General features: G+C 72.6%; 11 protein-coding genes. 8 read left to right on the top strand and 3 right to left on the bottom strand.

All coding sequences use genetic code 11. The features are described from left to right. Positions 1–67 precede the first annotated feature (67 nt). The 6 genes from serS to ACFT5B_RS07175 all read left to right on the top strand — a co-directional run bounded on the left by serS (position 68) and on the right by ACFT5B_RS07175 (position 6,829). Complete coding sequence (gene serS / locus ACFT5B_RS07200; RefSeq protein ID WP_386797305.1) at positions 68–1,348, top strand: serine--tRNA ligase; 1,281 nt, start codon at positions 68–70, stop codon at positions 1,346–1,348. A 5-nt stretch (positions 1,349–1,353) separates the two neighbouring features. Further along, a complete protein-coding gene (locus ACFT5B_RS07195) occupies positions 1,354–2,169 on the top strand; it encodes an HAD family hydrolase (protein WP_386797304.1) in 816 nt (271 codons plus the stop codon). Positions 2,170–2,186: 17 nt separating this feature from the next. Next, on the top strand, positions 2,187–3,212 hold the full coding sequence (locus ACFT5B_RS07190; protein WP_386797303.1) for a LacI family DNA-binding transcriptional regulator: 1,026 nt from the start codon (positions 2,187–2,189) through the stop codon (positions 3,210–3,212). Positions 3,213–3,426: 214 nt separating this feature from the next. Beyond that, a complete protein-coding gene (locus tag ACFT5B_RS07185; RefSeq protein WP_386797302.1) occupies positions 3,427–4,833 on the top strand; it encodes an ABC transporter substrate-binding protein in 1,407 nt (468 codons plus the stop codon). An 86-nt stretch (positions 4,834–4,919) separates the two neighbouring features. Next, complete coding sequence (locus ACFT5B_RS07180) at positions 4,920–5,900, top strand: carbohydrate ABC transporter permease (protein WP_386797301.1); 981 nt, start codon at positions 4,920–4,922, stop codon at positions 5,898–5,900. Next, positions 5,900–6,829 (top strand): carbohydrate ABC transporter permease, encoded by a 930-nt coding sequence (locus ACFT5B_RS07175; RefSeq protein WP_386797300.1) that lies wholly within the window; start codon positions 5,900–5,902, stop codon positions 6,827–6,829. The genes ACFT5B_RS07180 and ACFT5B_RS07175 overlap by 1 nt, the downstream gene beginning before the upstream one ends. A 58-nt stretch (positions 6,830–6,887) precedes the next feature. Here ACFT5B_RS07175 and ACFT5B_RS07170 read toward each other — a convergent pair whose 3' ends face one another. Continuing rightward, the gene (locus ACFT5B_RS07170; protein WP_386797299.1) at positions 6,888–7,274 is read right to left on the bottom strand and encodes a DUF805 domain-containing protein; all 387 of its coding nucleotides are present in this window, start codon (positions 7,272–7,274) and stop codon (positions 6,888–6,890) included. A gap of 153 nt (positions 7,275–7,427) precedes the next feature. Here ACFT5B_RS07170 and ACFT5B_RS07165 point away from each other — a divergent pair, with 153 nt between their 5' ends. Then, entirely contained in the window at positions 7,428–8,327 is a 900-nt protein-coding gene (locus ACFT5B_RS07165) for a DMT family transporter (RefSeq protein ID WP_386797298.1), read from the top strand. 81 nt (positions 8,328–8,408) lie between these two features. On the opposite strand, the gene ACFT5B_RS07160 is transcribed toward ACFT5B_RS07165, so the two are convergent. Together ACFT5B_RS07160 and ACFT5B_RS07155 are read right to left on the bottom strand one after the other, a co-directional pair. Beyond that, positions 8,409–9,089, bottom strand: coding sequence for a bacterial proteasome activator family protein (locus tag ACFT5B_RS07160; RefSeq protein WP_386797297.1), 681 nt, complete (start codon positions 9,087–9,089; stop codon positions 8,409–8,411). Positions 9,090–9,107: 18 nt separating this feature from the next. Further along, a complete protein-coding gene (locus ACFT5B_RS07155) occupies positions 9,108–10,097 on the bottom strand; it encodes an NAD(P)H-quinone oxidoreductase (RefSeq protein WP_386797296.1) in 990 nt (329 codons plus the stop codon). 277 nt (positions 10,098–10,374) lie between these two features. Here ACFT5B_RS07155 and ACFT5B_RS07150 point away from each other — a divergent pair, with 277 nt between their 5' ends. Then, positions 10,375–14,478: an ATP-binding protein gene (locus ACFT5B_RS07150; RefSeq protein ID WP_386797295.1), complete on the top strand. Its 4,104-nt coding sequence runs from the start codon at positions 10,375–10,377 to the stop codon at positions 14,476–14,478. Positions 14,479–14,529: the final 51 nt, after the last annotated feature.

The following is a 14,529-nucleotide window of genomic DNA, read 5'->3' as shown; positions in this document are numbered from 1 at the left end:
ACCTGGCGGATTCCTCCGGGCGGAAAGGGGGTCGGGACCGTCGGCGCGCCCCGATACGCTGGGTCCCGTGATCGACCTCAAGCTCCTCCGGGAGGACCCGGACACGGTCCGTGCCAGCCAGACCGCCCGCGGCGACGACCCCGCACTCGTCGACGCCGCGCTCGACGCGGACTCGCGCCGCCGCTCCGCGCTGACCGACTTCGAGTCGCGTCGCGCCGAGCAGAAGGCGATCGGCAAGCAGGTCGCGCAGGCCCAGGGCGACGAGAAGCAGGCGCTCCTGGTCCACACCAAGGAGCTCGCGGAGCAGGTCAAGTCGCTGCAGGCCGACGCGACCGCGGCGGGCGAGGAGCTCGACGCGCTGCTGTTCCAGATCGCGAACGTCGTCGAGGGCGCGCCCCCCGGGGGCGAGGACGACTACGTGGTGCTGCGGCACGAAGGCACGCCGCGCGACTTCGCGGCGGAGGGCTTCACGCCGCGCGACCACCTGGAGCTCGGCGAGGGCCTGCGCGCGATCGACACCGAGCGCGGGGCCAAGGTCTCGGGTGCGCGCTTCTACTACCTGACCGGCGTCGGCGCCCGCCTCGAGCTGGCGCTGCTCAACGCGGCCGTCGACCAGGCGGTCGCGGCCGGGTTCACGCCCGTCATCACCCCGACGCTCGTCAAGCCCGAGGTCATGGCCGGCACGGGCTTCCTCGGCAAGCACGCGGACGAGATCTACCACCTCGGCACCGACGACCTGTACCTCGTCGGGACCAGCGAGGTCGCGCTCGCGGGGTACCACAGCGGCGAGATCCTCGACCTGTCGGACGGGCCCAAGCGCTACGCCGGCTGGAGCGCCTGCTACCGCCGCGAGGCCGGCTCGTACGGCAAGGACACCCGGGGCATCATCCGGGTCCACCAGTTCCACAAGGTCGAGATGTTCAGCTACTGCCGCATCGAGGACGCGACGGACGAGCACCAGCGCCTCCTCGCGTGGGAGGAGCAGATGCTCCAGAAGGCCGGCCTGCCGTACCGCGTGATCGACACCGCTGCGGGCGACCTGGGCTCGAGCGCCGCGCGCAAGTTCGACTGCGAGGCGTGGCTGCCGACGCAGGACCGCTACCTCGAGCTGACGTCGACGTCGAACTGCACGACCTTCCAGGCGCGTCGCCTCGGCGTCCGCGAGCGGGTCGAGGCTGACGGGCGCTCGGAGACGCGCCAGGTGGCCACGCTCAACGGCACCCTGGCCACGACCCGCTGGATCGTCGCGATCCTCGAGAACCACCAGCAGCCGGACGGCTCGGTGGTGGTGCCCGAGGGCCTGCGCGGCTACCTCGGCGGCCTCGAGGTGCTCGAGCCGGTCGGGTGACCCGCGTGCCCGCGCCGCACCTCGTCGCGCTCGACATCGACGGCACCCTCCTGGCGTGGGAGGAGGAGCCGCCGCACGTCGAGCGGATCTCCGACGCCGTCCGCGAGTCGGTCGCGGCGGTCCGCGACGCCGGGCACCACCCCGTCATCTCGACGGGCCGGACCGTCCTCGGTGCGATCCGCGTCGTCCGCGACCTGGGTCTGACGGACGGGTGGCTCGTGTGCTCGAACGGCGCGGTGACGGCACGCATCGAGCCGGGCGCGCCGGGCGGGTTCGTCGTCGAGGAGCGCGTGACGTTCGACCCGGCACCCGCGCTCCGCGCGGTGCTGGACGGTATCCCCGGCGCCCTCGTCGCGGTCGAGGACGTGGCGCTCGGCCACCGCGTCAACGCGCCCTGGCCCGACGGCGAGATCACGGGCCTGCAGTCCGTCGTGCCGTTCGAGCAGCTCGCGTCGGAGCCGGTGACGCGCGTCGTCGTCCGGAGCCCGGAGCGGACCCGCGACGACTTCCACGACCTGGTCGAGCGCCTGGGCCTCGAGGACGTGACGTACGCGGTCGGCTGGACCGCGTGGATGGACATCGCACCCCAGGGCGTCACCAAGGCGACCGCTCTCGAGGTCGTGCGCCGGCGGCTCGGCGTCGAGCCGTGGGCGACCGTCGCGATCGGCGACGGGCTCAACGACGTCGGGATGCTCGGCTGGGCCGCGCGCGGGGTTGCGATGGGCCATGCGGAGGACGCCGTGAAGGACGCCGCGGACGAGGTGACGGGCAGCATCGACGAGGACGGCGCGGCCGCCGTCCTGCGCAGCCTGCTCACGTAGCGGCAGAATCGGGGACCGTGGCGAGCATCGAGGACGTGGCGCGCACGGCGGGGGTCTCCACCGCGACGGTCTCGCGCGCGCTCCGCGGGCTGCCGAACGTCACGGAGGCGACGCGGGTCAAGGTCCTCACGGCGGTCGCGGAGCTCGGGTACGTGCCGTCGCCGTCCGCGGCCTCGCTGGCCTCGGGCCGCACCCGCACCATCGGGGTCCTGACGCCGGGCATCGCCCGGTGGTACTTCGGCGAGGTGGTCGACGGCGTCGAGCACGCGCTCCGCGGGCTGGGGTTCGACGTGCTCCTGTACGCGCTCGGCTCGCCGCGCGACGAGCTGCCGCGGCCACGCGTCGACCCGAACGTCCTGCGCCGGCGCGTCGACGGGACGCTCGTCGTCGGGCTGCCGCTCGAGGCCGAGGAGATCTCGTCGCTCGCGGCGCTCGGGGTGCCGCTCGCGTTCGTCGGGTCGGGGCCTCGCGGCCAGGTCACGCACCGGGTCGACGACGTCGCGACGGGCCTGGCCGCGACGCGGTACCTGACGGCGCTCGGGCACCACGCCGTCGGGCACGTGGCCGGGGCGCAGGACCCGGTGTCCGAGTGGTCCCCGGCGATGGGGCGGCGGGCCGGCTGGCGCCGCGCGCTGCTCGAGGTGGGCGTCGACGCGCCGTCGTCGTGGGAGGTGGACGGCAACTTCGACCTCGAGGGTGGCCGGAGCGCGGGTCATGCGCTGCTCGCGGCGCACCCGGAGCTCACGGCCGTCTTCGCGTCGTCGGACGAGATGGCGATGGGGGTGATCCTCGCGGCCCGCGACCTCGGGCTGAGGGTGCCAGCGGACCTGTCGGTGATCGGTGTGGACGGGCATCCGTTCGGCGAGCTCGTGGGTCTGACGACGATCGCGCAGGACGCCTTCCAGCAGGGCCAGGACGCGGCGCTCGTGCTGCTGCAGATGGTGCTGGGAGAGCGGGCGCCCGAGTCGGTCACGTACCCGACCCGGCTGGTGGCGCGGTCGTCGACGGGCGGTCCGCGCGCGCACCGCGCCTTCGGGCGCTAGCGTCGGTGACGGGGTGTGGGAGGGTTCCCACACCTCACGCGCGACGTCGCCGGCGCGTGACTCAATCGTTACGTGTCGGGGCTTGAAGAGTGGCCATGTAAACGCTTGCATGGCTAGTAGCGGTTCGAAGGCGGGCGGCGGACGCCAGGCCTTCGGCCTCGGGTGGTCGGAGCTCGCCGCCGCCTGTGAAGCACCACGACGAGGTGGAGGGGAAATGACACGCACTCGACTCCGCGCCCGGCAGGGCGTGGCACTCGCGGCGGGCGCCGCCGCGATCGCACTCGTGTTCGCCGGCTGTTCGAGCGACGACAACGGCGGCGGCGGCGGTGGAGGCACCGGGACCAGCACGGCGGGCGGCGGGAGTGACTGCGCCGACTACTCGCAGTACGGCGACCTGAAGGGCAAGACGGTCACGATCTACGCCGGGATCGTCGCGCCGGAGGACCAGCCCTACGTGGACTCGTTCAAGCAGTTCGAGAAGTGCACCGGCGTGAAGGTCAACTACACCGCTGACAAGAACTTCGAGCAGCAGGTGCTCGTCCAGGCGAAGGCCGGCAACCCGCCGGACATCGCGATCGTGCCGCAGCCTGGTCTGCTCGCCCAGCTCGTCGCGACCGGGAAGGTCGTCAAGCCGCCGCAGGCCGTGGCCGACAACGTCGACAAGTGGTTCGGGCCGGACTGGAAGAAGTACGGCACGGTCGACGGCACGTTCTACGCCGCGCCCTCCGGAGCGAGCGTCAAGTCGCTCGTCTGGTACTCGCCCAAGCAGTTCAAGGACGCCGGCTACGAGGTGCCCAAGACGCTCGACGAGCTCAAGGCGCTCTCCGACAAGATGGTCGCCGACGGGAACAAGCCGTGGTGCGCGGGGATCAACTCCGGTGAGGCGACCGGCTGGCCGATCACCGACTGGGTCGAGGACTTCGTGCTCCGCCTCGACGGGGCCGACGTCTACGACAAGTGGGTCTCGGGCGACGTGAAGTTCACCGACCCGCAGATCGTCCAGGCCTTCGACGCCGTCGGCGCGTACCTCAAGAACCCCGAGTACGTGAACGCCGGCATCGGCGACGTGAAGTCGATCGCCACCGAGACCTTCCAGGAGGCCGGGCTCGGCATCGACCCGACGCAGGGCGGCGGCACCTGCTGGCTGCACCGCCAGGCGTCGTTCTACGCGGCGAACTTCCCGAAGGGCACGAACATCGGCCCCGACGGCGACGTCTTCGCGTTCTACCTGCCGGGCAAGGCCGAGTCGGACCACCCGGTGCTCGGCGCCGGCGAGTTCGTGACCGCGTTCTCCGACCGTCCCGAGGTCCAGGCGCTCCAGACCTTCTGGTCGACCGACACCTGGGCGAACCTCAAGGCCAAGGCCAGCTCCGACGACACCGGCGGCGGCTGGATCTCCGGCAACAAGGGGCTCGACGCGGCGAACCTCGTGAACCCGATCGACAAGCTGTCGGTCGAGATCCTCAACGACAAGAACACCGTGTTCCGGTTCGACGGCTCCGACCAGATGCCCGCCGCCGTCGGCTCCGGTGCGTTCTGGAAGCAGGCCACGAGCTGGATCACCGGTCAGTCCACCCAGGACACCGTGACCAAGATCCAGGCGGCCTGGCCCTCGTCCTGATCCACCCACGACGGGGCGCGTGATCGGCTGGTCACGCGCCCCGTCGCGTCCCCACAGGCTCTGAACCACTTCCTGGAGGCACAACGATGGAGCTGGCCCCCAAGCTCTTGGACATGGTGTGGGCGATCCTCATCTTCGGCGCTGTGATCGCTGTGATCCTGGGGCTCGCCTCGTTCTACGAGAACCGCGGCGGCCGCCGCGGCGGCGGGTGGTTCGTCGGGCCGGCCCTCGCGCTCCTCGCCGTCGGGCTCGTGTACCCGGCGCTCAAGACGGTCTGGAACTCGTTCCTCGACGCGACTGGCGGGAAGTTCGTCGGGATCGACAACTACACGCAGATCTTCACCAACTCCGACGAGCTGGTCGTGCTGCGCAACACGGTCCTGTGGACCCTCGTCACCCCGTTCGTCGCGACGGCGATCGGCATGATCTACGCGATCCTCGTCGACCGCGCCAAGGGCGAGGCCGTCGCCAAGGCCCTGATCTTCCTCCCGATGGCGATCTCCCTCGTGGGGGCGTCGATCATCTGGAAGTTCATGTACGACTACAAGGACCCGGCGGGCGGGACGGCGAAGCACCCCACCCAGCAGATCGGGTTCCTCAACCAGATCCTCGTCTGGCTGCACCTGGATCCCGTGAACTTCCTGCTCAACTCACCGCAGAACACCTTCTGGCTCATCGTCGTGATGATCTGGATCCAGGCGGGCTTCGCGATGACGATCCTGTCCGCCTCGATCAAGGCGATCCCCGCGGACATCGTCGAGGCCGCCCGGCTGGACGGCGTCGGAGCCTTCCAGATGTTCCGGTTCGTCACGTTCCCGAGCATCCGGCCCGCGGTCGTCGTCGTGCTGACGACGATCGCCATCGCCTGCCTCAAGGTCTTCGACATCGTGAGAACGATGACCGGAGGGAACTTCGACACCAACGTGATCGCCAACGAGTTCTACTCGCAGACGTTCAGCGCGGCCAACCAAGGTCTCGGCGCCGCGCTCGCTGTCGTGCTGTTCATCCTGGTCGTGCCGATCATCGTCTACAACGTCCGCCAGCTCCGCGCATCGGAGGCCCGCTGATGGCCGAGCTCACCGCTCCCGACGTCGACATCGCCGGCGCCACCGCCGGCAGCCCGCCCCCGCGCCGGACGCGCGGCGAGATCGCCAAGCGCGGGCTGAGCTCGCCGTGGGCGTCGCTCGTCGCCGTGATCCTCGCGGTCGTCTGGACGATCCCGACGGCCGGCCTGCTCATCACGTCGTTCCGGCCGGCGGTCGACATCAACAAGACCGGCTGGTGGACCGTCTTCACCAACCCGGACTTCACGCTCGACAACTACAAGCAGGTCCTCGACACCAGCCAGACGACGTCCCTGACGCCGTACCTCATCAACTCGATCGTCATCACGATCCCCGCGGTGCTGCTGCCGATCCTGCTCGCGTGCCTCGCGGCGTACGCGTTCGCGTGGACGAAGTTCAAGGGCCGCAACGTGCTGTTCGTCGCGGTGTTCGCGCTCCAGGTCGTGCCCATCCAGGTCACGCTCCTGCCGCTGCTGACGCTCTACGTGAAGCTGAACCTCAACGGCACGTTCTGGGCGATCTGGCTGTCGCACACCATGTTCGGGCTGCCCCTCGCGATCTTCCTGCTGCACAACTTCATGCGGGAGATCCCGAACGAGCTCATCGAGGCCGCGCGCGTCGACGGTGCCGGGCACGTCACGATCTTCTTCCGGATGATGCTGCCGATGCTCAAGCCCGCGCTCGCGGCCTTCGGCATCTACCAGTTCCTCTGGGTGTGGAACGACCTGCTCGTCGCCCTGACGTTCGCGGGTCCAGGGACGGCGACGGCGCCGATGACCAAGTTCCTGTTCGACCTCACCGGCTCGCGCGGGACCGCGTGGTACCTGCTGTCGGCGGGCGCGTTCATCTCGATGGTCATCCCGGTCGTCGTGTTCCTCGCGCTCCAGCGGTACTTCGTCCGCGGGCTCCTGGCCGGCTCCGTCAAGGGCTGACCTGCACCCGACGACGACGGGCCGCCTCCTTGCGTGGGAGGCGGCCCGTTCTCGTGGGTCAGGCCTGGTACGCGGGCGCCGCGCCGACCGGCGCCGCCTTGGGTGACGGCCCGAACCGGTTGGGGCCGTCGGTGCCCGCCGTGGCGTAGAAGACGAGCAGGACGATCCCGCCGACGAGCGGGACGAGCGCGAGCAGGATGAACCATCCGGACTTGTCCGTGTCGTGGAGGCGGCGGACCCCGACGGCGAGGCTGGGCACGAGCAGAGCCAGCGCCACGAGCAGGTACAGGACCGTGAAGATCGAGCTGGCCCGGCCCAGGGAACCGAGCACGACGTAGACGACGAAGGCCGCCAGCGTGAACCACCAGTACTCGGAGCGACGCGCGCGCCCGGTGAAGTTGGCGTAGTTCGTCAGGACGGAGCGGACGGACTCGGGCAGGGACATCGATGACCACCTGTGGTTCGAAGGTATCCGGCGACGTTGCCGGGCGGCCAGAGCATAGGGGTTTCGGTCCATGGTGGAAAAGACCGCCCCACGACCCCGGACCACGCTCGGCCGCCACTGCTGCCCCGACGTCGGCGCACGTAGGCTCGGGCGGTGAGCCGCCGGACCCTCGACCGCGTGCCCGCGCCGGTCGTGCTGGTCGGCTCGGGGACGGCGATGTACGTCGGCGCTGCGGTCGCGGTCGGCCTGTTCGCCGCCGTGGGGGCGCCCGAGGTCGCCTGGCTCCGGACCGCGATCGCCGCCGTCGTCCTCGTCGCGTGGCGGCGGCCGTGGCGCGAGCGGTGGACGGCGGGCCGGTGGCGCGCGGCGGTGGCGTTCGGGCTCGCGCTGGCCGTCATGAACGTCTCGTTCTACGTGGCGATCGACCACCTGCCGCTCGGGACGGCGGTCGCGATCGAGTTCACCGGGCCCGTCGCCGTCGCGGCGTTCACGGGGCGCGGCTGGCGCGAGCGCGGCGCGATCGTCGTCGCGGCCGCGGGGGTCGTCCTGCTCGCGGGGGTCGCGCTGGACCCCGGGCCGGGGCATGACCGGCACGACGTCGTCGTGGGGCTCGTGGCGATCGCGGTCGCCGCGGCCGCCTGGGCCGCGTACATCCTGCTGGGGCGCAACGTCGCGGCCGCGGGCTCGGGCATCACGACGCTCGCGGTCGCGATGAGCGTGGGGGCGGTCGCGCTCGCGCCGCCCCTCGCCGCCCCGGCAGCGGTCGCGTTCACCGAGGTGAGCCTCGCGTGGCGAGCCGTCGTCGTGGCGCTGCTGTCGTCGGTCGTGCCCTACGCGCTCGAGCAGGTCGTGCTGCGCCGCGTCGGCGCCGCGACGTTCTCCGTCCTGATGGCGCTGCTGCCCGCGACCGCGGCCGTCGTCGGTGCGCTCGGGCTCCAGCAGGTGCCGTCGGCGGGCGAGCTCGCGGGACTCGCGTGCGTCACGGGCGCGCTGCTCATGACCGGGCAGCTGCGCCGTCGGACCCCGCCGGCGGAGACGCCGCCGCTCGTCTGAGCACCCGCCGAGATACCGAGATCCGGCCGAGATACCGATGCATCCTCGGTATCTCGGCCGGATCTCGGTATCTCGCGGGGGTCAGAGGTACTGGCCGGGCGTGGGGCGCTGGTCGTCGCCCTGCGACCCTCCCGGGGCGCCGGGAACCTGACCCGGCTGCCCCGGGCCCGACGGGCCGAACAGTCCGGGCGGCAGGGTGCGCCGCATCTGCGTGAGCTGCTGCTGCGCGGCGAGCTGCTGCGCCACGAGCGCCGTCTGGATGCCGTGGAACAGCCCCTCCAGCCAGCCGACGAGCTGGGCCTGGGCGATCCGGAGCTCCGCGTCCGACGGCGTCTGGTCGTCCGTGAACGGCAGCGTGATCCGGTGCAGCTCGTCGATGAGGTCGGGGGAGAGGCCGTCCTCGAGCTCGTGGAGCGACCGTTCGTGGATCGACGCGAGGCGGGCGCGCGCGGCCTCGTCGAGCGGGGACTCGCGGACCTCGTCGAGCAGGCGCTTGATCATGGTGCCGATCCGCATGACCTTCGCGGGTTCCTCGATCGAGGCGCGTTCGCCCTCCTCGCCCGCGTCCTCGCCCGACACCGTGACACCGGGCGGGAGGATCAGCTGCGACGCCTGCTGCGCCGCAGCGGCCTCACGGACCGCTTCCTCAGCCGCTCGCCGGGCCTCGCGCTCGGCCTGGTCCTCGTCGTCACGCTCCTGGTCGGTGTCCTGCTCCGCGTCGTCGGGCGGCGGGGGGACCTGCTGCTGTGCGTCGTCGGGCATGCCGTCCAGTCTGCCCCGTCAGGGGAGCAGCAGCACCTTGCCGAAGACCGTCCCCGACTCGACGAGCTCGTGGGCGCGCGGTGCCTCGTCGAGCGGGACCCGGGCGCCGACGACGGGACGCAGGCGGCCGTCGTCGAGCCAGGGCCACGCGTGCGCCGCGACGTCCGCGACGATCGCCGCCTTGGCCTCGAGGCTGCGCGAGCGCAGCGTCGTCCCCGTGACCGTGAGGCGGCGCGCCATCACGGCGCCCAGGTCGAGCTCGGCGTTCCGGCCGCGCTGCGTGCCGATCACGACGAGGCGGCCCTCGTCGGCGAGGACCTCGAGATTGCGTCCCAGGTAGGCCCCGCCCACGACGTCGAGCACGACGTCGACCCCGCGTCCGCCCGTCGCCTCGCGGACCGCCGTGACGAAGTCCTCGGTCCGGTGGTCGACCGCGAGGTCGGCGCCGAGCTCGCGGCACCGGGCGGTCCGCTCGGTGCCGCCGGCCGTCGTCGCGACCCAGGCGCCCTGCGCGGCGAGGAGCTGCAGCGCGACCGTGCCGATCCCGCCCGAGCCACCGTGCACGAGCACCCGCGCGCCCGACGCCGGACCCACCCCGAGGCGTCCGGGTCCGGTGAGGTTGCTCCAGGCGGTGCAGACGGCCTCGGGAAGCCCTGCGGCGTCGACGAGGTCGAGGTGGTCGGGCACCCGGAGGAGCTGGCCGGTCGGCACGGCGAGGAGCTCGGCGTACCCGCCGCCGGACACGAGGGCCGCGACGCGGTCCCCGACGGCCCAGGTGTCCAGGTCGTCCCCGAGAGCGACGACGGTCCCCGAGGCCTCGAGCCCGGGCCACGGTGGCGCGCCGGGGGGCGGCGGGTAGTGGCCCTCGCGTTGCAGCAGGTCGGCTCGGTTGACCCCCGCGGCCGCGACCTCGACGAGCACCTCGCCCGGTCCCGGGCGCGGGTCCTCGACCTCGCGGACGTGCAGCTGCTCGGGCCCGCCCGGGCGGGTGATCTCGACGGCGCGCATGTCCACGAGCCTAGGCGGAGGGGGTTGCGCTCGGGGGTGGTCATCGCCGAAGGTGGGAGGCGCTCGGACGCCCGCTCGCACCGCGGGCCCCGACGCCGGTGGGGGCTGGCCCGGGCCGTGGTCCGGATTAGGTGATCGTGGCTCGATCCCGGATAGTTAGCGGGAAGTTCGTTCGTGGCGTTGCCCTACGCGCGCGGTCCCGTGACGTGCGCGAGCCGTCCCGGCAGGAGAAGGCGCTGGTCACAGCGTCGACAGGAAGGTGCGTATGCTCCGCAGGTTGAGCGTTCGAGGGAAGATCCTCGCCGCCCTCGCTGTGCCGGTCCTCGTCCTCTTCGTGGCCGCCGCGTACATCTCGTCCCAGGCGATCGCCGACGCGCGCGAGGCGCGTGCGGCGCACCAGCTGACGTCCGTCTTCGCGAGCCAGGACGCGTTCCTCGACGCCGTCCAGGCGGAGCGGTTCGCGACCAGCCAGGTGACGGCCGCACAGAGCCCGACCAACGCGAAGGGCGAGGTCGTCGCGTCGTTGGTCGACCCCGACCAGGTCGCTGCCGGCATGGCCGAGCTGAAGAAGGCTCGCAACCTCACCGACACGACGCTCGCCAATCGCGACCGGCAGCTGCGCGACCTGTCGCTGGGGCAGTACAACAACCAGCTCACCTCGACGATCACGACGTCGCTCGCGGCCAAGGACCGGCTCGAGACCGTCCGCCGCCAGTTCGACGTCGCGGAGCAGACCGGCTCGTCCAAGCTGACGTCGACGTACGTCGACAACTCGTACGAGAACGTCCTCGGCCTCGCGACGAACATCGGGACCCTGCTCTCCGAGACCGCCGCGGACCGCACGCTCGCGCAGATCGTCGACGCGTACAACTCGGCGGCGACGCTCACGAACCAGATGCACACCGAGACGGCCGGCGGCTACCTCGTCCTCAGCGACAAGTTCGACAAGAACGCGACGCTGGACCAGCTCGTCGGGGCCGGCGTCGTCGCCAACGCCGTGCAGATCTCGGGTCTCATCTCCGACGACACGACGCGCGCCAGCCAGCTCTCCAACACGCTCTCTGCGCTCGGCATCCACGCCGACGTGCCGTCGGTGTCCGGGCCGTACCAGATCCTCCGCAACGCGATCCGGTCGTCCGAGGTCTCCGCAGCCTCGGCGGCGAACGCCAACCAGTGGGTCGAGCTGTCCCAGAACCAGACGGCCGCGACGGCGTCCATGCGCGACGACGTCGCCACCGCCGTCGACGCCAAGGCGGCCGACCTGCAGTCGTCCGCGACCACGCGCGCGGCCATCACGCTCGGCATCGGCGTCCTCGCGTTCGCGCTCTCGGTGATCATCGCCCTCGCGATCGCCCGCACGATCGTCCGCCCGCTGCGTCGCCTCACCGATGCGGCCTCGACGGTCCGGGAGGAGCTCCCGACGCTCGTCGAGCAGGTGGCCGAGCCCGGCCGCGGCCCGGACCTCGCGCTCGAGGAGATCCCGGTCGAGTCGAACGACGAGGTCGGGCAGCTCGCCCGCGCGTTCAACGACGTGAACGCCACGACCATCACCGTCGCGAAGGAGCAGGCGGCCCTCCGCGGCTCCATCGCCGAGATGTTCGTCAACGTCGCCCGCCGCGACCAGGTGCTCCTCAACCGGCAGCTGTCGTTCCTCGACGACCTGGAGCGCACCGAAGAGGACCCGAGCTCGCTGTCGAACCTGTTCCGGCTCGACCACCTCGCGACCCGGATGCGTCGTAACGCGGAGTCGCTCCTCGTCCTCGCGGGCATCGACTCGGGTCGTCGCGTCCGCCAGCCCATGCCGACCTCGGACGTCATCCGTACGGCGTCGTCCGAGATCGAGATGTACGACCGCGTGCGCCTCATCCTCCCGGTCGACCCGCTGATGCTCGGTCACAACGCGCTCTCCGCGGCGCACCTGCTCGCCGAGCTGCTCGAGAACGCGACGCGCTTCTCGGAGCCGCACACCCCCGTCGAGGTCTCGACGAACCGCACGTCGTCGGGCGTGCAGATCATCATCCGCGACTACGGCCTGGGCATGGGCCCGGAGGAGCTCGCGGAGGCGCGGTCGCGCGTCACGTCGTCGGGCGCCTCCGAGGTGCTCGGTGCGCAGCGGCTCGGCCTCTACGTGGTCGGCCGGCTCGCGCAGCGCCTCGGCGCCACCGTCGAGTTCACGTCGTCGGGCGACAACGGCCAGGGCACCACGGCCGTCGTGTCGTTCCCCACGGTCCTCTTCGTCGCCGACTCGAACGTGCCCCTGCCGGAGCCGACCGACCCGCTCGCCGCGGAGACGCAGGCGGCCGTCGGGCAGCTCGGGCGCGGCTCCGCCCCGGACAGCCTTCCGGCGCGCACGCCCGCGTCGTCGAGCCACCCGTCGGGTCCGCTGCCGCTCCCGCAGCCCGAGCCCGAGGTGGCGGTCCCGGTCGACCTGGCGGCGCTCACCGACGGCACGACGGCGACGGGCATGCCCAAGCGCCGCACGGGGACCCCCGAGGGTGCGCCCGACACCGTCGGCAGCGGGCTCCCGGTCCGTGGCGCGGCCCCGTCCGCGCCCACGTCGAGCGCCGCGAACCTCGTCCTCCCGCCGCTCAACACGCCGGAGCTCTCCGCGGACCTCGGCGCCGAGTCGTCCGGCTGGACGCCCCCGACGCAGGCGTCGTCCTCGTCCGGCGGGTCGCTGCCGAGCCGCCGCCGCGAGACGCCCGCGCTCCCGGAGCCCACGCCGCTGCTCGCTCCCGAGCCGTCCCTCTCGCTCGAGCCGTCCGCCGCCGAGCCGCACCAGCTCCCCGACGAGACGTCGGTCGACCTCGTGGCCGTGCCCGACGACGTCGTCCGGACCTCGATGTTCTCGGGCTTCCGGTCGATGACGCAGCTGAACCAGCAGGTCGAGACGGGCGAGCCGACGTCCGCCACCGCGGCCGTCCCGGGCGTGGCCCCGGTCGCCCCGGCGGACGACGCGCCGTCGTACGAGTCGCTGGTCGCCCCCGAGGAGCCGACCGTCGCGGAGCCCCCGGCCGTCGAGCCTGCGCCCGCGTCGTCGTGGACGCCCCCGGCTCTCGTCACCGACGTCCCGCCGGCACCGCCCGCGCCGTACTCGTACGCGCCCTCGGTCCCCGAGGTCGACACGAGCGCGTTCCAGCAGCTCGAGGACACCTCGACGTCCTGGGAGCCGCAGTTCGTCCAGGGCGAGCCCGCCCTGCCGTCCCGCGGCGAGCAGGCACCCGCCGCGCTGTCCGAGGCGGAGGCCGCCTCGGCGCTGTGGGAGCCGGCAGCCGAGGGCACGCCGTCGTCGCCCTACTCGGACCTCGGGGGCTACTTCGGCCGTCAGCAGGCGGAGGCCCTCGCGGCCGCCGAGCCCGCGCTCGACGACGCGGCACCCGCCTATGCGCCCGACGCCTTCGCCGCGGCCGCACCGGCCGACGCGACCCCGGTCGCCGACGTCGAGCCGCAGGGTGACGACGCGACGATGTTCGAGCAGGCGCTGCCCGCGTTCGACGACCTGCTCACGAACCTGCCGACGCGGCGCGACGTGCGCGAGGCCGCCAAGCGCAACCGGGGCTGGTTCCGCCGCGGCTACTCCCAGCAGGCGTACACGGACGCGCTCCGCACGCTCACGCAGCCGACCCCCGTCGTGCCGGCGTCGTCCATCCACTCCGCCGAGGCGCTCGGGCTGACGGGCGTGACCCGGACGTCCGCGCTGCCCGGCGCGGAGCCCGAGCCTGCGGCCTTCGAGGCATACCAGGGTCCGGCCGTGGCGTCGTCGTCCGAGCCGTCGGCCCCGTACGCGCCCGCCGAGCCGGCTCCCGCCGAGCCCGCTCCCGCCGCTCCCGCGGCCGCGTACGAGCCCACCCCGGCGTACGAGCCGGCGCCCGCGTACGAGCCCGTGCCGGCACCGCCCGCCGCGGCGCCGCCGACGCTCGCCGGCCCCGAGCTCACGGGCCGCACGCTGCGCCCGCGCTCGCTCGACCCCCTGGACCCGGAGTACGTCGTCGACCCGGTGACCGCGAAGTCCGAGTGGCTCGCCTCCTCGGTCCTGTACGAGGAGATGACGACGCTGCTGCGCACGAACTCGTTCGACCCGGCGCCCACGGGCGCGACCTACCAGCCGGTCGTCGAGCTGACGACCGGACCGACCCTCACGCGGCGCGCGCGCCGCCAGCAGGAGTCGACGGGTCAGCAGAGCGCGAACGACCGGATCGACCGCGACGCCGAGGTGCTGCGCGAACGGCTCCGGGCGTTCCAGAGCGCGACCCGCCGGGCGCGCGAGGATGCGGTCGGCCAGCCTTCCGTGGATCTCGACGCCGAGTTCGAGGCCGCGTTCGGTGGACCGTACGGCCGCACCGACGGACCGGGAACCGCAGGGGACGGGTCCCGCGCCTAGCACAGCCCCGGCCCGGCCGTGGAGTCGCGAGACGGGCGAACGAAGACGTGC

The organism is Luteimicrobium sp. NPDC057192, from assembly GCF_042670205.1.
GTDB lineage: Bacteria > Actinomycetota > Actinomycetes > Actinomycetales > Cellulomonadaceae > Luteimicrobium.
Note: the sequence above shows the minus strand (reverse complement) of the source record. Positions and strands in the feature narration are given on the sequence as shown.